This window comes from Roseovarius halophilus (ex Wu et al. 2025), assembly GCF_047086965.1.
In genome coordinates, this window is sequence record NZ_JBKOTX010000045.1 from 15922 (window position 1) to 33214 (window position 17293).

Genomic DNA, 17293 nt, shown 5'->3' on the forward strand with positions numbered 1-17293 from the left:
TTACTCTCTCCAATCAACCTTGCCCAGCGCGCCTTTTAGCACGTCAAATGGCAACATACCGCCTGAATACAGGCCATAAGTCATGGTGCGAAATTCATGTCCCAGAAGTCGTGCAGCTACGTTCTCCGGCACGCTTGCAGCTTCAAGCTGTGTGGCTACACCCTTTCGGAATGAATGGAATACGTAGTCAGGGCCGTATCCCGCTTTGGTTTTCAGTCTACCGAATTGCTTGCCAATGGCATTCGAGCGATCCCCATATTTGTTGTAGGTCAATCCTGAAAGCAGGTATCCGTCTGCGCTGTTATCTTTCAGGTTTGCTACAAGGTCGGTGATATGGGGGTGTATCGGAATGGTGCGCCAGCCAGCTTCAGTTTTAGCCTCTTCGATGTGGAAGCGATCTGCATCAACCTTGTCGATCTTTAAGGAACAAATCTCTTCAATCCGCGCACCTGTGTAGGCGGCAATTTGTATTAGCTCTGAGACTGGCAGAGAGGCCCCGGCAGTAGCCTTGATAAGTTTCTGGTAGTCCTGTGGCCTAAAGCCCTTCCTGCGCTCTGACAGGCCCTTCTTGGCGCTCTTGGTGTTGGCTTTTGGAACGCAGTTGGCAAACGGGTCTGACAGTTCAAAACCCTTAATCCGGTTTAGGAAGGTCCAGTAGGCGCGACAGGCTGATATGATCCGTCGGCAGGTAGCATAGCTGAGGCTATCTTTGGCTACCAGTTCATTTTCAACCCAATCAACGGCTGTTCGGTTGGTAACGTCATGAGCGTATTTGAACTTGGCGCTGAGGCGCTCAACATCCCTGCGCTTCATGTCGATGGTCTTGGGTTCGTTGTCCAGAGAGGTAACAAAATCGCCAATATGCTCAGACAGCAAAACCCAATCGCCTTTCGTGATCGCATACAGTTCAGCGCCGCGCTGGGCATCGTCGTGCAGATTGTAGGCGACATCCAACGCAACATCGTCAATCTGTTCATCTGTTAGCCCTTGGCGCTTGTAGCGTTCGATCTCGACGCGCCAGCTTGCCAGTTCGCCTTCCAGCCCAGCGCGATTGCTTTTTGCAAGTTCGATAAGGCGTTTCCAATGAGCGACAATAGGCATCACCCTTCGCTCTGCTACGGAAAGGCTTTCGGTTTCCAGTGTTTGCTTGAAGCGGGCTTTTCCGAATTTTGGCCTCAGCGATTTGGGAATTTCCACGACTGCAAACCATACGCGGCGGCGCTGTGTCAGATACTTGGGCAAGGTGGTCTCCAAGGTGGTTACCACCCACGTTTACCACCCACGTTTTTATCCTTAAACCCCAATTTTTCTTTATTATATGCCCGGAAGGGTCTCGAGGGTTCGAATCCCACCTCCTCCGCCACTTGCCCTCGCGAAAGCGTTTTCCCGATCCGGCTGCGGCCGGATTTTTTCGTTGTTTTCGAGGGTTATGCGGGAGGGGCTGAGCACCGCCCCTGCTGCCAGGAGGCCCGGAAGCCGTCTCTCAGCGCCGGTATTCTCCGGACCTGATGACTGCGCGGATTTGGTGAATAGCCTTTCAAGTCATTGAAATTGCGAGTTTCCGGACCGTTTCACGCGATTGGCTTCGAAGCGGGTCGCGTTAGGTGATGGAAACTGAGATCCAAATAAGCTGTCGATTGACGCGGCGGGCTTCGCCACCGCTCGATGCCTCAACGTCATGATCGGCTTCGGCTGGATCAAGCTTCACGGACGAAATCACTGCTCCACCCCATAAAGCGCCCTCAAGTGCCTGGGAACCGGCTCTGCCATGTCCCACTGCACTGTCATCGGCGCTTCCCCATCCCACCCGGCGAAGCTGACCGGGCCAGCGTAACGGAAAGGCGCCGCGCGGCCGTCTCGGAGCTTCGATTTGCGTAGGAACAGGTGAACTGTCCATCCGGGTTCCGCGCCGGATATGATCCGGCCGCGCAGGTCGTCGCGGCGGGTGCTGGTCTGGGTTTGCCAGACAAAACGCGTGGGGCTGGCGAACTGGTCGGCATAGTGACCGCCGACGGACATGCTGCCCTTGTCCATCGTCACCAACAAGATCATGGCCCGCACGCCTTTGAGGACCACGATACCGGCGTTCCATGAGCCGGTGTTGAACTCCGCCCCGAAATGGGGTGCAATCTGGTCGCGCTGGTATTCCTGCCAGAGGGTCAGGCCCTTGGCGGGTGCATTGGGTGCTGGGGCGGCATCTTCGGCGGCTTCGGCCAGGCTTGTGCCCTCGGGCATGTCATAAACCACATCCCTCGCCTGGAAGTAGCGCAGCAACCGCCAATCCACGAGCTCTGACGCAAGTGCAGTCAGGGCAGTGGTCTCCGCGTCGTCAAATGTGGTCTCGAAGGTTCCCGGCCCCAGCCGGAACCAATCCGTCTCGGCCAGGATCTTCAGAGGTTGCTGCATCAGGACCGCGCGCAGCCGGGACGCGTCGTCAGGATCAACGCTCAGATCCGCCTTGATCTGCGGATTGCGAAGAGCCAGACGGGTAACACGCTCCACCAGATCGTTCAGGCCGATCCGACCGGGGAGGGCTCCCGCCTCGATCATCGCGCGCAAGACCAGCATCTTGTAGCTGCGGGTCATCCGCGTCGTCTCGATCTCGTCCAGAAGGGCGCGATGTGCCGTCCAGGTCGCGCGTTGTGCCTCGGACAAGTCACCCATGTCGGCCACGAACCCGAGCCAGCCCGAATGCCCGGTGCGGCCAGGGTTGAAGCCCGCGTGCTGCACTTCGGAGGCCGTGGGCCTTGTGCCGTGGCGCTCGCGGAAGTCGCGGTAGAAGGCGGCCAGCTCCTCGCCATCGCGCGGCTGGCGGATCAGGGATCGCAGGATGTCGAGTGCCTGAAGGTCATAGGTCACCTCGCAACCCGCGGGGAACTGGATCAGCCGGTCGTTCAACCGCTCCAGTGCCAAACGCAGCGCACCATCGCCCGCGCCCACCTTCAGCAAGGTCCGGAACTTGGTCAGGAAAATTCTATGGTTGCCGATATAGTCGATGACCGCCAGATGCGCCTTGTCCGCTGACCGGCGCAGGCCGCGGCCCAGTTGCTGGAGCCAGATCACCGGGCTTTCGGTCGGGCGCAACATCAGCACCGTGTCGATCGAAGGCACATCGACACCTTCGTTGAACATGTCGACGGCGAAGACGATGTCGAGATCGCCATCCTCCAGCGCCTTGAGCGCGCTGGCCCGAGGAGCGGAGGTGTCGCCCGAATGGACCGCCACGGCGCGCAGGCCTCGCGCTTGCGCGAAATCGGCCATGAAATCTGCATGGCGGCGGGAGACGCAGAAGCCGATGGTCTTTCTGCCACCGCGTTTCGCGAGCTGTTCGAGGGCGTTTTCGGCACGCGCCTGGGTCGCGACGGCTTCGGTCAGGGCGGTCTCGTCGAACCGACCGCTGCGCCAGGGAATTTGAGAATACTCGACCGGGTCGGGCACGCCGAAATAGTGGAACGGCGCCAGAAGGCCCCAGTCGATCCCGGACCAGAGATCGCATTCGTAAACGAGGTTTTCCTCGCAAAGGCCCAAGAGGTCGCCGCCATCACTGCGGTCGGGCGTGGCGGTCAGGCCCAGGAGAAAGCCTGGTTGGAAATGATCGATGATGCGCCGATAGGTGGCGGCAGCCGCGTGGTGGAATTCGTCGATGACGATGTAGTCGAAGGCTCGGGGATCGAAACGGGTCAGATGCGCGTTGCGCGCCAAGGTCTGGACGGAGGCGAAGACGATGTCGGCCTCCGCGTCCTTATCCTCGCCGCTGTAGCGGCTAAGCCGGGCGCGGGGCCGCACAGCGCGGAAGGCGCTCATGGCTTGGGTAAGGATTTCCTCGCGGTGCGCCACGAACAGGACACGGGCCGCGGTCGCGCTGTCGAAGGCAGCGAGGAAGGTCTTGCCCAATCCCGTGGCCAGAACCACAAGGCCCGCGCCATAGCCCTTAGCCCGCGTTGTCTGCAGCGCCGCTAACGCTTCGGCCTGAACCTCATGCGGGGTTGGAGCCGGTTCCGGGGCCTCCAGTGGAGCGCCTGTGATCGCGGGCTGGGGCTTGTTGCGGCGCTCCTCATAGGCGTCAATCCATGCTGGCGTCAGTTCGGTCACCTCGGGCCTTGCCAGCAGCGCCTCGAAGGCCGCGCGGGCGGCCAGCAGCGGGGCGGGATCGACCGGATCGACGTGGCGCAGGTTCCATTCGATGCCGTCGGTCAGCGCCGAACGCGACAGGTTCGACGAGCCGACGATCAGCGCCCCGCCGTCACCTGCGAAGGTGAACATCCAGGCCTTGGGGTGGAACGGGATCTGCTCCGCCTGGAAAACATGTAGCCGGCGCTCGCCCTCGAGGTCGGCGATCAGCCGGAGCGCCCCCGGTTCCGTCACGCTCAGGTAGTCGCCCGTCAGAAGCCGCAATTGCCCGCCGCGTTCGAGCAGGTCGTGCAGATGCGGCAGGACCAGCCGCACGCCGGAGGCCATCAGGAACGACACCGACAGATCGATCGCCTGCGCTCGGTCGATCAGGGGGCGCAGATGGGCGTGCAGCGCATCGTCGCCGCCCGAGATCAGGGGGCGATCATGGGGCATGCCCGGCAGGGGGCCGGGCGCCGCCAATGGCGGATCGAGCCGCAGATGGACATGGTCGCCAGTCTCGACCAGCGTCACCCGCGCTGTCGTGTCCGTCGTTTCCAGAAGGGCCTGCGCGGGGCCGATCTTGGTGGCGAGCGCCGCTTGCTCGACGGGAGTCAGCTCCCGCCACCTCGCAGCATGACGGCAAGGAGCAAGGACAAGACCGGCGCCGTGGCGGATCAGGATGGCCTGGGTGTCGCATTCCACGATGGCGCTGGCGGCGGCATCGCAGAGAGCGCAGTAACGGTCGTCCGACCCTTCCGTGACTTCCGATCTGCGATTCACGCCTTCTTAACCACTGAATTCACCCACATTTCCGACGCACGATCCGGACGGCAGTCCCGGCCTTGCCACATGTCAGGTTGGCCGAAATCTCCGCATCGGTCCAGGAGCGCCGCCAGGCGTTCCGCGGTCATGTCGGTGAAGCGTCGCCCGTCCTTCAGCCGCCCGCCCGTGCCGCGCTTGAACGAAAGGTAGAGCGCGCCGCTGGGCACCAGATGCGCCGCCAGTCGGCCGATGACCCCGGGCAAGTCCGCTTCTGCCACATGCAGCAGCGAGGCGCAGGCCCAGATGCCTTCGAACGCATGTTCCCAAGTGAAACCCTCGAACCGCATAAGCCGAGTCGGCACAGCCGCATGCGCCTGCGTGGCGGCAACCATGGCCGGTGAGGCATCGAAGGCTGTTACAGCATAGCCAAGCCGCCGAAAGGCCAAGGCATCCCTGCCAGACCCCGATCCGGCATCGAGAATGCGCGTGGGCCCACCATTCCGTAAGGGCAATGCCGCAAGAAACCGCCCACGCGCCTCCGACATGTCGACATCGCGCGTGGTCGCGATGAATACGGTAGCATGGTGATCGTAGTAGTCCGACAAGGCAAGACTCGGCGCGAACTGAAGTCTAGCGCAGTGTTTCCTGACTTCGGAAGATTGACCAGGGTTAGTGATTGTTTCTTGAAGCCATTTTCAGCATCCTCCAATTTCGGCGCGTCGACCATGTCGATCCTCGCCTCTCGGAACACTGTCCGGAAGATTTCATTTCGCTCTCCGCGGGGAGACAAGACATGCCCCGTCTATTTCGGCGACCACATCCGTTTCGCCGATCTCTAGTTCGGGAGCATCGCTTTGGAGCCATGCAGCCAGAATATCTGCCGCCTGTTCAACCCGCTCGGCTTTCCTCAGCGAGCACTCCCAGACTGTCGCCACGCGCCATCCCTCGGTGAGAAGCGCAGCGTGGACAGTGCTGTCTCTCGCGACATTTGCTTCGAACTTCGACTGCCAGAACTCCGGACGTGTCGAAGGCTTCGTCGTGTAGTGGCAACCCTGGTGGCGATGCCAGAAGCAGCCATGCACGAACACGGCGGCTTCCCAGCGCGGAAGGACGATATCAGGGCTCCCAGGAAGTCCTCGGCCGCCCAGGACATAGCGATGCCCCAAAGCGTGCAAGCGCTTCCTCAAGGCAAGTTCCGGTTTGGTGGAGCTGCGGGGTACGGCCCGCATGATCCGTGACCGGGTCGCTGCGTCAACAATGTCTGTCACAAGTCAGCACGTTGCCTTTGTGATAGACCGAGCGCGGCGAAGGCGCGCCGCGCCATCTCGTAGCCCATCGGTGCCGGGACAGCATCGCCGATCCACTTCGCGAGGTCCTTTCGCCTCGCTGGAACCCCCCGCTCCAAGAAACCGTAGCCGTCGGGGAATCCCTGGACCCGCGCTGCCTCGTGGGGCGTCACCAGACGACGTTTCATGGGATGGATGAACCGGCCTTGTCCGGGCGTGCCGATGCCCGTCGTGATCGTCGGAGCCGGGCGATCGTGATGCATCCTGCCGTAGACCGCCGTGTAGGTGGTGCCGTCCTTGTGGCAGTCGGGCCGCTCCGAGTTGGCCAGGTCGTGAAGCCCGTTGTCGAACAACCAGTGGATCCGCTTCCGGTTCTCGTCCGACGGCACGGGCGCGGTGTCGAAGGGCTCGACGCCGCCCTCCAGCTCCATAAGGTCGCCGATGGCCCACATGACGGAGCGAGGCTCGCGCTCCTCGATAACCGGCAAGGGCACGCTGGCTACATCACCTCGGATCGCTGTCATGAAGTAGCGCTCTCGGGTTTGGGGCCAGCCCAAGCGGTCCGCCCGGACGATGTCCTCAGTAACCGTGTAGCCTTCGGATTCAAGCAGCTCTCGCGCCATCCCGACGACGTCGCCATGAGAGACCGTCACCGTACGGACTTTCTCGATGAGCACGGCCTTGGCGCGGAGCGCGACGGCGGCGGCCACCGTGCAGATGAAAAGATCGTTGCGGGGATCCCGGCGCCGGGTGTGATTGTTCAGGTTCGAGTGCCCTTGGCAGGGCGGACCGGCGATCAGCAGGTCGACCTCAGGCGCGATGGCGAGCGCTGGATCAACGATCTCGGGGGTGTAAGCGAACCGGCAACGGTCTTGCCTACGCCGAACCTGGTAGTCCACGAGCGACGACACGCCAGCGCAGACCTTCTTGCCGACGTCGTTGCTGCGCGCGTGTACATCCAGTGCGCCGGCATCGGCGTCCACGATCCGCTCGAACCAGGCGCGCCGGTCGAAGGCCCGGGCAGCCAGCGAGGCGCCGACCGCGAACCCGCCGGCGCCACAGAAGAGATCAATCACAGCGTTGCGCCGTGGTCGGGATCAATCGAAATCGAAAGTCTCGCGAAGCGCGCGGTACAGTGCCCGAGCCGCATTTTTGTCGAATTGCATGATTTGGCTTGCGTGACCTTCAACCATTCGGTTTTCGGAGCCAAATGTTCGAATATCGAAAATGGGTTCACCGCCTGATTGGATAACCGTGTAAGTGCACCGAGATTCCGTTCGGCTTACATTGTAATCCTTCGTGTCATCCTTCTCGATCGCTCTTATTACTGCCATCCAGCCCTCCGTCATGCCACGTGTATTTCAGAAGGCCCGGATCTCGTGCTGCGTCAACCGCTTCCTGCCGTCTCGCCCCTCCGGATGCTGGAAGCGGATGAATGCCGCAAGGAGCGGGCCGGTCTCCGTCGACATCTGCCGGAACACGTGGCTTCGCCAGAAATCGATATCACCATATCGCGCGAGTTCGTAGGGGTCGGCAAGGGCCGGATCGTGCGCGAGCTCCGCACGGACCCACAACCGGTAGAAAAAAGTCTCTCGTGCGCTCGCCGAAGTGAAGTTCAGCTGGTCCGGGATCTGGGCCTCGCCCTTCCCAGGGTAACGGCGCCGGATCAGGTCCAGCCCAGGGCCGGTCGCCATCCAGATCCAGAACTCCGGGTCGGCGAGGGCCGCGTCCCGTGAAAGGGCCTCATGGACGACGACACAGGCTGCCGCCTCAAAGCGGTCGTTCGTCATCGGGACGGCTTCGTCCTTCGACCGCCCGCCGAAGATCCGGCCGACGACTCCGGCTCGCGCTGCCTCTTGCGGCTTGTCCACGGCGTCGTAGAGAGCGCCGAGGTCGTCCATCAGACGCGCGACGGCCCCGGGCCAGTCGTGGTCGCCCCCTTCGACGCAGGTATCGGGCTCGGGTCGCGCCGGTGGCTCGTCAACCTTGCCGCACTCCTTCCAGGCCTTCCACCAAGTGCGCGCCGCGGCGTCGGTCACGATCGGGTAGGCCATCAGATACTCCTCAGCTGTCGGACGAAGTCCGTTCGGTCATGCACGGCGGCGCGCAGCTTGATCGGATCGCGAACGATGCCCTTCAGGGTCGTCAACGACATCGGCATGTTGGCGCCCAGCTGTTCGAGGATCGTGGCGAGCGGCGTCCCCTTTGGAACCTCAGTCGCCTCTTCCACATCCTTAGCAGCGTGGCCTAGCACGGCCGCCACGATCTCCGCCATGACGAAGGCTTGCAGCAGAGGGCCGTCGGAGACCCGCTGCATCCCTTCGTATATGTCTTCAGCTATGAAGCAGGTCGCGAGCGGGTTTTCGTCGCCCGGCTCCTCCAGCAGGCGCCCTTCGTTGTACTCGACGTGCAGCAACGCGCCCGGGAAGCCTGTCCAAGCCTCCGCCTCTTGCTTCGTCATCTTGCGGATGTCGAAGGTCGACCGGACGCTCCTCAGCTTAAGCTTGAAGGTCCGCTTGGCGATCCATGCGCCCCGACGATGGGGCCACCCCGGGGCGGGCTCGGCGTCCGCGTCGAGGGCGAGCGCGAGGGTCGCGTGCAGCTCCCGCTTGTGCCCGAATTCCTGGACGAGGCCCGAGTCGAGGAAGATGCGGTCGGGCAGGTCGCCCTCCACAGGCCAGCGTCGGTGGACGAGGCGACGCTTGAACATCGGATCGCGCAGGGACAGCAGCAGCACGACGCCCTCCGCACGATCAGCCAACGTCGACCGGATTTTGTTCGCGTCGAGATTGGGGCAGATTGCGACGTGCAGGCCGTCGAAGTCCGCCGGGTCCAGCTGGACGACGTCGTCCTCGATCTCCTTCTCCCGCTCGCCGACTAGCAGCACCGTGCTGTCCAGCGCCGCTTCCAGAGCATGGACCGCGAAGAAGGGCCGCGCCGTGCGCGGTTCCGAGCGTCTCCAGGCCTTCATGACGCGGCCTCCTCGACAGGCAGCACCTCGGGCACGAGCTGTACCGTCCAACTGGGATCATAGGCCTCCGACCGGAAGGCGATGCGGGCCGGCGCCGCTGACGTTACGACACCGAGCCAAAGATCGTCGCCGAGCGGCTCCAGCGGGCAGTCCGGCTCAAGCTCAAGAGGTATGGGATCGGCACCGGACACGCCGTCCTCCTCAGCGACCTTCAAGAGGATTCGCACGCGGAAAGGTAGATCGGTGACAGGGCTGTCCTCAGGCAAGGAGACGTCGACGTGACCGGTCGCCCGCAGGCCATCTCCGTCCACCTCTATCCTCGGACCGTACGGACGCAGGGAGATGGGCGCAGGGTTGGGTCCCGGCGGCGCTGGCCGACCCTTGGGCCCCATGCCGAACCAAGAGGCGAGGTCCCGTTCCAGCTTGGTCAGGCGTCGTGGCCGCGGCGGCGCCGGTGGCTTCGCCGAGTTCTGGAAGTCTCGGAAGCCCTTCTTGATCCGGGCCAGGATGGACTTGACGATCTCCGGCTTCTCGTCTCCGTCGATCTGTAGCCTCTGGGCCGTCGGATCCCACTGATTGTGCTGGAGCGGTTCGGATAGCTTCAGGACCTCGTCGACGTCCTCGGCGGCCACGAAGCACCCGACAGCACGGGGAGCCGTGGCGCTGAGACGCCAGTTCTGATGGTAATCGACCACCATCAGCGGGCCGCGCACAAGTGCGACGGTGTCGAGCCTGTTCTCGAATTCCTCGCCTAGAGGGTTTTCCTCCTCGCTGTCGTCAAGCGCGACGGCGCCCAGGGCGCCTATGTCGAGGCCCTGAGAGCGGTTGAACAACTTCCTCTGCTGGCGACCGGCGATGTCCGGCGCCTTCCCGATGGCGCTGTCGAAGGCAGCGATGAAGGGCTTGATGTGCGCCCGCTGCCCCGGTTTTGGGAAGGTCTCTTTGCCAAGATGATCGAAGACTGACGCCTCAAGGAGCCGCGCTTCGATCCGCGGCCACCACCAGTCCTCGATCCCCGCGACCAGATCTTCCGGTTGCACGGCCGTGTCGATCAGCAGGATCGAGGTGCCGAGGCCGTCCTCCCGCTTGAACCCGAGTCGCTCGGCCATCGCTTCGGCGGTGTCGCCTTGAAGAGGGTCGAACCGGACGCCCTCGTCCGGCACGAGGACCTCGGTCCCGAGAAAGGCGCGACCGGTGAAAGGCTTGCCCTCGAAATCGTGCCCGGCCTGGTAGGCGCAACCCATGAGAAGGCTGATCGGCGCGCCTCGGGCGTCCTCCGTCCGGCTGAAGGCGAAGATCGTGCCGATGCGCGAGTTTGAGCTGTAGACGGCCTTGCCGAACCCGTAGGACCCTCCTGAGCCTGTCTGGTTCTGCGCCTTGCCGCTCCCGCCGAGGTCCATCAGGAGCTTGCGCAGATTGGAGGAAGGATGCGTCGGGTCGCCCTTCAGGCCTGTCGTATCGTAATCGTCGACGTAGAGGACGTCGAGCGGCCGGGCCCGATCGCGGAACGCGTTGCTCTTGGGCAGGCCGAGGGCGGGCTCACGCAGGGCGATGTCGGTGAGCGATGCGGCCGTCTCAAACGCCCGGCGCGCCTCATCCTGCACGCGCCAAAAGCGGAAGTCCACGCGGACCGCCCCGCCTGAATCTGCCGCTGCGTCGACACTATTCTGAATCGCTTCGCGGGCGAGGTTCGCCGCCTCGTTTTTGCCGCTGCCGTTAAACACGCTTTTGTACGCATCGCCGGGTGCGCCGCCGTTCAAAGGCGCCTTCTCATAGTGCCAAGACAAAGCTAATCCTCCCGCAAACTAAAGGAAATTCGTACCAGAATGGGCGTGAAGCTACAAGCAACGGCTCGCCGCACTCCGCCGCTGACGCCCAGCTTACAGCTTGAACTTGGCGCTGGATTTGCCCTTAGGCGAAGCGAAACTCGCCTCCACCTCGGAAACGGCGTCCTTTAGGGCTTTGACGACCTTCCGAACTTCGGCCTCATCCCAATCATAGGTTGAGCGGTTCGAGAGGTTTCCGATCCGCCCGATCGCATCAAGGGCCTTGTTCGTCCTGCTCTCTGCCAGGTCACGAAACTTTTGGTGCTTGGCGCTCAGACCGCGCGCTTCTTGGTTGCTTCCATCCATATCCGGCTCCTTGCGATAGCGAATCTGTCGCATATGCTGCGCTCCAACTGCGATAAAATTGTGCATAGGAGGGTATCTTGTCAATCATATAGATAAAATATTTGTATGATATGCGACCTATAAGTGCGAGCCAATGCGCATCATTGCTTGCGCATATGCCGCCAGATATGCCGTCGATATCACCTCACAGAAGTGCACCGTTATTGTCTTAAATTTCTGTTTCTGTGAAGGAAATAGGATGGGTTGACCGTGTCTGAGTGTTCGAGGCCGGCACCCCAGCACGGACGTGGTTCAGGTGACAATCAGACGAGTGTCGTATGCTCGCGCTGCAGTCGCCATTCTAGCGCGAACGGCTCAAGCACCCGCGCCAGTGTCACCTCCGGGCCCTGCGTCCCGTCCAGGATCGCCTCGACGATGTCCGGCGCGAGCAGCGTAAGGCGCAGGACACGGGTCATGTTGGAGGGGGCGATGCCCTCGCGCTCAGCCGGTTCGGCGATGGCGACGAACTCGCCCGCTTCCAGCATGCGCTTCCACCGGAATGCTCGGGCCAGCGTATTGCCGGTTCTTTGCGGTCGTACGGCGACGTCCGTTTCTTTTCTGCGGTACACGAAATCTTTGCACTGAAAGCGCCTTCGCCTTTCAGACATGTGCATGCAACATCTCCCGAACCTCATCCAGTTTGTATGCGGGTCTTCTGCGGTGAATGATCGTGTGACAATTGGGGCAGAGGGGCACGAGATCCTGTACTGGATCGACCTTGCGCTTCCCGTCTGCCAAGCGAAGTTCTTCCAGATGATGAACTTCGATGACATGGGTTCCCGCAGGCCCGTATCGGTTCTTCATGGAAACGCCGCAGACCTTGCAGGTGTATCCGTGAGCTTCTAGACATGCCTCCCTGGCGGCCGGATTCCGCTCTACAAGCTTCGAAAGTGCAGAAATCAATTCACCTTCTTCGAAGACGCGGCCAATGAGCGGTTCGAAGGTGGTGGAAGGGGGAACCGGCGCCGGGGCAGCATACCACCCGTTGCTTTGCTCGAATAGAAACCTTCGCTCAAGGATTGGCTCGAAACGTTCGATTGATCTTGGCCCACCGCGGGAAATCTTACCGTCCGGGCCAGTTCTTGCGAATTGCTTGAACACGAGAAGAGCAAACTCTGCTTCGGTCACAAGATCGATATGTTCTCGACATTCTCTAAAACTTGGTCGTTTGCGCCCGGCCTCAGAGATCGCCCAGTCCGGCGAAAGAATGAGCCCGCCGTCAACTTTTTCGTTGTCTTCCCAAAGTCCAAAGATAACAAATTTCGCTTCTCGGTTCACAAAGGACCAAGACCACCGCCAATTCTTGCAGGTTGCACCTTGGTTCTCAATGAATTCCTGCCGTTTCATCTCGCCGACTGTCTCCATTGGCCTGATTCTCTCTGTAGAACTGTAGCATCTGCTCGTTCCACTCCAGCGGAAACTGCCCCAGCACCCGCGCCAGCGTCACCTCCGCCCCCTGCACCCCATCCAAGATCGCCTCGACGATGTCGGGCGCGAGGAGCGTCAGGCGCGGCACGCGGGTCATGTAGAAGGCCGCGATCCGCTCGCGCTCTACGTGGCGCCGCCACGGCGCCCGAGATTAGCCATGCGCGACGATCACCTTACGCCAGATGTTGTCGTATTCATTCGCGGCAGTGTAACCTCCTGAATGCGATGCGGCGCGTGAGGGATAGATGCATCAGGGAAAATCACTTCGGGCGGTTCTTGCAGCCCTGCTGGTTTGCGCTGCCCCATCCGCAGCTGACCATGACGATATCCCGGACCCGCCCCCCATCTCCGTTTCACAGCAGGTGCAGAAGGATCTGAGCCTTGATTCCACGTCCGTGACGGTGTCCGGTCTGTCGTCCGGCGGCTTCTTCGCCCACCAGTTCCACATTGCCTTTTCCTCAACGGTGACGGGCGCCGCCATCCTCGCGGGCGGGCCCTATGGCTGCGTGGACATCATCGATAACCCCTACTGGCCGATCTGGAAACTGGACCGGTTCTCCGCTGCGTTGGTCGCGTGCACGCATACCTTCGGCAACCGGTTCTGGGGCCTGCGACCCGATCCTCCAGCCGCTGAGGATGCCCGGCAGCTGATCGACGCCGCATACGAGGCTGGTGACATCGATGATCCTGCGAACCTTGCCGAAGATCGCGCGTGGCTGTTCCGCGGGGATCTCGATGCGATCGTTTCAGAGGATGTCGCCAACAGCCTCGTCGATCTGTACCGCCTTCTGGGCGTTGATGGCGACGCCTTGCATGTGGCGCCCGGGGATCCGGATCGCCCCGCCAACCATGGCATGCCTTTGGACAGCTTCACCGGGGAGAGCCGGTTCCCGCCGCGCGCCTGTGCAGATCACGCGCGGCCGTACCTGATCGAATGTGGATACGATGCCGCCGAGCTTCTGCTGCGGCACCTTTATCCCGAGGCGGATCTCAAAGGGCCGGTGAACCCGCACGGCGCGGGCCGCCTGCACGCTTTTGATCAGACTGAGTTCTTCCAGGTGTCCTCGACGGCGAGTCTGAGCGGTGTCGGCTACCTGTACGTGCCGGACGCCTGCCGTTCAGATGAGTGCCGGCTGCATGTCGCCTTCCATGGATGCCGTCAGAATGTCGACGCGCAGGGTGACGACCGTATCCATGACGATTTCGTGCGTGACGCCGGCTACAATCGCTGGGCTGCTGCTAATCGTATCGTCGTCCTCTACCCGCAGGCCACCGCGACAGCGGTCAACCCGAGAGCCTGCTGGGATTTCTGGGGCTACAGCGGCGACGGATGGAGAACGCGCGACGGGGTCCAGATGCGTGCCGCCGCTCGTATCGTCGATCGACTGCTCGACAGGTAGCACTTTTCGCAGTCAGCATTGCCGCGTATCGATGACGTCGCGAAAATGTTCGGGACTGCGGCTTCGGTTCTACTTCAGCAGAGCGTCTTTCGATGCGCGTCTATTGACGCCGCCACGCGTGGCGGGACGGCCATCGCGTTCACTCTGGCAGTCGACACAGAGCTTGACGCCTGGCAGGGCGATTCTCCGCGCATCCGGTATCGGTTCGTGGCATTCGGCACAGTTGGTCAGGCTCTCGCCCTCCGGCAATCACCTCGCCTGCATCCGTTTCAGTTCGTCCTGAATCGAGGCATCAATCTGCTCGTTTACGGCCCCGTCACGGGCCCAGCCTCCGGCCATCTCGCAACTCCCTATTGCTAGAATCGTGATATAGGCTTCGCGCGAGAACAATAAAACCGCCCGCATGTCATAACCATGGGTGCTGTTCCTCCCACACCACTGGAAACGGTTCCAACACCCGCGCCAGCGTCACCTCCGGCCCCTGCTTTCCGTCCAGGATCGCTTCGACGATGTCAGGCGCAAGCAGCGTGAGGCGCAGGACGCGGGTCATGTAAGACGGTGCGATACCCTCGCGCTCGGCCAATTCGGCGATGGTGACGAACTCGCCCGACTCCAGCATCCGCTTCCAGCGAAAGGCGCGGGCCAGCGCCTTGACCAGCGTGTTGTCGGTCCTGCGCGGTTGAGCGGCACCCTCAGGCATCTGCATCTCCTTGCGCCCGCCGCGCTTCACGACGCGGAACGGGACGTGCAGCGTTACCGTGTCGGGGATTGGCGTCGCGCGCGTCACGCGGCCTCTCCTACACCGCCGGCAATCATCTCGCGCGCGAGACCGCCGAGCCCGTCCACGCGAAGCCGGACGTTGAGCCCGTCCGTGCCGACGTCGACGCGCTCCACCAGCAGCGCCACGATGCGGGTCTGCTCGGCGGGAAAGAGCTCGTCCCACAGCGGGTCGAGCTGCTGCAGGGCCGCACGGGCGTCGGATTCGGTGATGTCGCCGATCTCTGCGCGCGCCGCCTTCCAAGTCCCCGCCACGATCTCCGGCTGGCGGAACACGGCGCGCAGTTGGTCGATGACGGCCGCCTCGATCTCGCCCGCGGGCACCCGGCCGACCGGGCATGATCCGGCGCCGTGCTTCAACACCGTCTGGCTGACATAGTACCGGTAGAGCTTGTCGCCTTTGCGCGTGTGCGTCGGCGAGAAGGCTGCGCCGTCCGGCCCGAACAGCAGCCCTTTCAGCGGCGCCGGCGTGTCGGCGCGGGTCCGCATCGCACGCTTGCGCGGGCTCTCCTGCAGGATGGCATGCACCCGGTCCCACGTCTCGCGATCGATGATGGCGTCGTGCTCGCCGGGGTAGCTCTCGCCCTTGTGCACCGCCTCGCCGATGTAGGCGCGGTTGTTCAGCATCCGGTACAGGTACTTTTTGTCGATCCGGTTGCTGCGCGGCGTGCGGAGGCCGCGGGTGCCCACCTCGCGCGCCAGTTCCGTGCCCGAGCCGATCTCGAGGAACCGGGCGAAGATCCAGCGGACGTGCTCGGCGCTGTCCTCATCGACTAACAACCTCCGGTTTTCGACCCGGTAACCGTAGGGCGGCACCCCGCCCATCCACATCCCCTTCTTCCGGCTTGCAGCGACCTTGTCGCGGATGCGCTCGGCGGTGACCTCCCTCTCGAACTGGGCGAACGACAGCAGGATGTTCAGCGTCAGCCGGCCCATCGAGGTCGTGGTGTTGAACGACTGCGTCACCGAGACGAAGGTCACGCCGTTCCGGTCGAACACCTCGACCAGCTTGGCGAAGTCGGCGAGCGAGCGGCTGAGACGGTCGATCTTGTAGACCACGACCACATCGACAAGCCCGTCCTCGATGTCCTCAAGCAGCCGCTTCAGGCCGGGGCGTTCCAGCGTGCCGCCCGAGATGCCGCCGTCGTCATACCGGTCGCGGACGAGCGCCCAGCCCTCGGAGCGCTGGCTGGCGATGAACGCCTCGCAGGCCTCGCGTTGGGCATGCAGGCTGTTGAACTCCTGCTCCAGCCCTTCCTCGGAGGATTTCCGGGTGTAAATCGCGCAGCGCTGCTTGCGCACGATGGGCTTGGTCATGTCCGCCTCCGCCGGTTCTTCAAGCCGAAGAAGACCCAGCCGTTCCAGCGCGTGCCGGTAATCGCGCGGGCGATGGCCGACAGGGACTTGTAGGGCCGCCCCTGCCACTCGAAGCCGTCCGCGGTGACGGTGACGACGTGCTCGACGCCCTGCCATTCGCGGATCAGCCGCGTGCCGGCGATCGGCATCGTGTCGGCGCGGACGCGGCTCTTCTTGCGGTCGCCACCATCCAGTTCCTCGCCCAGCCGCTCCAGCCGGCGGGCTGTCTCGGGCTTCAGCCCGCCATAGGCGAGTTCCTGGATGCGGTAGGCCAGCCGGCTCTCCAGGTAGCGCCGGTTGAACGGCGGCGGCTCGCTGTCGAACAGGTCCCGCCATTGTGCCTTCAGTTCCGGCATCGTCGCGGTCTTCAGCGCCGCCAGGCGCGCGGGGATGGGATCGTGGGTCGTCATGCCGTCTCCTTACGAGTTGAAGTTGCATGACGGCATCCGTCGGCCGGAGAGTGTAGGCAAAGTTCTCCATTGTTTTCAGAATCTTCACCTCGGTCGCGCAGCCTCAGCCGGACCAACCCCAGCGCCAGTAGCCCGCACAATTCGGTACGCCGTTCGGCGGGCGTCATCTGGTCAGGCGGCAGGGGGTTGGGCCTCCGCCTTGTCGTATTGATCGCGTTTTGCATGGGGAAACGCTACCCGCGCGCAAGCGCCGAAAACAATGCCGTTCAAAGGCTTATGGGAAGTCTGCGTAAACGTGCGTCGCCAATGGTAATCCAGTTCGCGAAGCACTCTGACGGACAACGGGTGATTGGGCTGTTCGCTCCCGACGTGCCAAACGTCATGGCCAAGCCAGCATAATGATTCTGCTGCGTCAGGTTCGCAGAGTTGTGAACGTTCGAAACCGTCGTTCCAGACAGTGTGCATGAACGGCAGCTTTGCGCAGATAGTAACCTTTGCAAAGTTTGGCCCATCTCCCGACAGCGGCCTTTCGTGAAGCGTGCGGCGCAAGCCGTGGACTGCACCCGCTGAGAGGCAGCGATGGACCACACCTCGTGCTCATGTCCCATGTGTCTCAAAG

16 protein-coding genes and 1 pseudogene are annotated in these 17293 nt (G+C 62.6%); 1 reads left to right on the forward strand and 16 read right to left on the reverse strand.

Annotation, left to right across the window (positions count from 1 at the left end; translation table 11 throughout):
- The 12 genes from ACH107_RS11370 to ACH107_RS11425 all read right to left on the reverse strand — a co-directional run bounded on the left by ACH107_RS11370 (position 1) and on the right by ACH107_RS11425 (position 12828).
- Positions 1-1242 carry a tyrosine-type recombinase/integrase gene (locus ACH107_RS11370; protein ID WP_412505961.1) on the reverse strand — a complete coding sequence of 414 codons (1242 nt, stop codon included), beginning with the start codon at positions 1240-1242 and terminating at the stop codon, positions 1-3.
- Between the two features lie 474 nt (positions 1243-1716).
- Positions 1717-4893, reverse strand: a complete 3177-nt coding sequence (locus tag ACH107_RS11375) for a DUF3427 domain-containing protein (RefSeq protein ID WP_412505962.1) — start codon at positions 4891-4893, stop codon at positions 1717-1719.
- Entirely contained in the window at positions 4890-5480 is a 591-nt protein-coding gene (locus ACH107_RS11380) for a class I SAM-dependent methyltransferase (RefSeq protein WP_412505963.1), read from the reverse strand. Before ACH107_RS11380 ends, ACH107_RS11375 begins: the two co-directional genes overlap by 4 nt.
- A gap of 159 nt (positions 5481-5639) precedes the next feature.
- A complete protein-coding gene (locus ACH107_RS11385) occupies positions 5640-6143 on the reverse strand; it encodes a very short patch repair endonuclease (protein WP_412505964.1) in 504 nt (167 codons plus the stop codon).
- On the reverse strand, positions 6140-7237 hold the full coding sequence (locus ACH107_RS11390; protein WP_412505965.1) for a DNA cytosine methyltransferase: 1098 nt from the start codon (positions 7235-7237) through the stop codon (positions 6140-6142). The genes ACH107_RS11385 and ACH107_RS11390 overlap by 4 nt, the downstream gene beginning before the upstream one ends.
- A gap of 285 nt (positions 7238-7522) precedes the next feature.
- The gene (locus ACH107_RS11395) at positions 7523-8215 is read right to left on the reverse strand and encodes a DUF6339 family protein (RefSeq protein ID WP_412505966.1); all 693 of its coding nucleotides are present in this window, start codon (positions 8213-8215) and stop codon (positions 7523-7525) included.
- Complete coding sequence (locus tag ACH107_RS11400; protein WP_412505967.1) at positions 8215-9132, reverse strand: hypothetical protein; 918 nt, start codon at positions 9130-9132, stop codon at positions 8215-8217. Before ACH107_RS11400 ends, ACH107_RS11395 begins: the two co-directional genes overlap by 1 nt.
- Complete coding sequence (locus tag ACH107_RS11405) at positions 9129-10892, reverse strand: hypothetical protein (protein WP_412505968.1); 1764 nt, start codon at positions 10890-10892, stop codon at positions 9129-9131. The genes ACH107_RS11400 and ACH107_RS11405 overlap by 4 nt, the downstream gene beginning before the upstream one ends.
- 120 nt (positions 10893-11012) lie before the next feature.
- On the reverse strand, positions 11013-11297 hold the full coding sequence (locus ACH107_RS11410; protein ID WP_412505969.1) for a hypothetical protein: 285 nt from the start codon (positions 11295-11297) through the stop codon (positions 11013-11015).
- A 269-nt stretch (positions 11298-11566) separates the two neighbouring features.
- On the reverse strand, positions 11567-11788 hold the full coding sequence (locus tag ACH107_RS11415; protein WP_412505970.1) for a hypothetical protein: 222 nt from the start codon (positions 11786-11788) through the stop codon (positions 11567-11569).
- A 115-nt stretch (positions 11789-11903) separates the two neighbouring features.
- On the reverse strand, positions 11904-12650 hold the full coding sequence (locus ACH107_RS11420; protein ID WP_412505971.1) for an HNH endonuclease: 747 nt from the start codon (positions 12648-12650) through the stop codon (positions 11904-11906).
- Complete coding sequence (locus ACH107_RS11425) at positions 12628-12828, reverse strand: hypothetical protein (protein ID WP_412505972.1); 201 nt, start codon at positions 12826-12828, stop codon at positions 12628-12630. Before ACH107_RS11425 ends, ACH107_RS11420 begins: the two co-directional genes overlap by 23 nt.
- Positions 12829-12976: 148 nt before the next feature.
- Between ACH107_RS11425 and ACH107_RS11430 the strand changes: the two genes are divergently transcribed.
- Entirely contained in the window at positions 12977-14131 is a 1155-nt protein-coding gene (locus tag ACH107_RS11430; protein ID WP_412505973.1) for a hypothetical protein, read from the forward strand.
- 69 nt (positions 14132-14200) lie between these two features.
- Here ACH107_RS11430 and ACH107_RS11435 read toward each other — a convergent pair.
- From ACH107_RS11435 to ACH107_RS11450, 4 genes and pseudogenes are all read right to left on the reverse strand, one after another.
- A pseudogene (locus ACH107_RS11435) lies at positions 14201-14470 on the reverse strand (DksA/TraR family C4-type zinc finger protein).
- Between the two features lie 67 nt (positions 14471-14537).
- Positions 14538-14918: a hypothetical protein gene (locus ACH107_RS11440; RefSeq protein WP_412505974.1), complete on the reverse strand. Its 381-nt coding sequence runs from the start codon at positions 14916-14918 to the stop codon at positions 14538-14540.
- Positions 14915-16225, reverse strand: coding sequence for a recombinase family protein (locus tag ACH107_RS11445; protein ID WP_412505975.1), 1311 nt, complete (start codon positions 16223-16225; stop codon positions 14915-14917). The genes ACH107_RS11440 and ACH107_RS11445 overlap by 4 nt, the downstream gene beginning before the upstream one ends.
- Complete coding sequence (locus ACH107_RS11450) at positions 16222-16674, reverse strand: DUF2924 domain-containing protein (RefSeq protein WP_412505976.1); 453 nt, start codon at positions 16672-16674, stop codon at positions 16222-16224. Before ACH107_RS11450 ends, ACH107_RS11445 begins: the two co-directional genes overlap by 4 nt.
- Positions 16675-17293 lie beyond the last annotated feature (619 nt).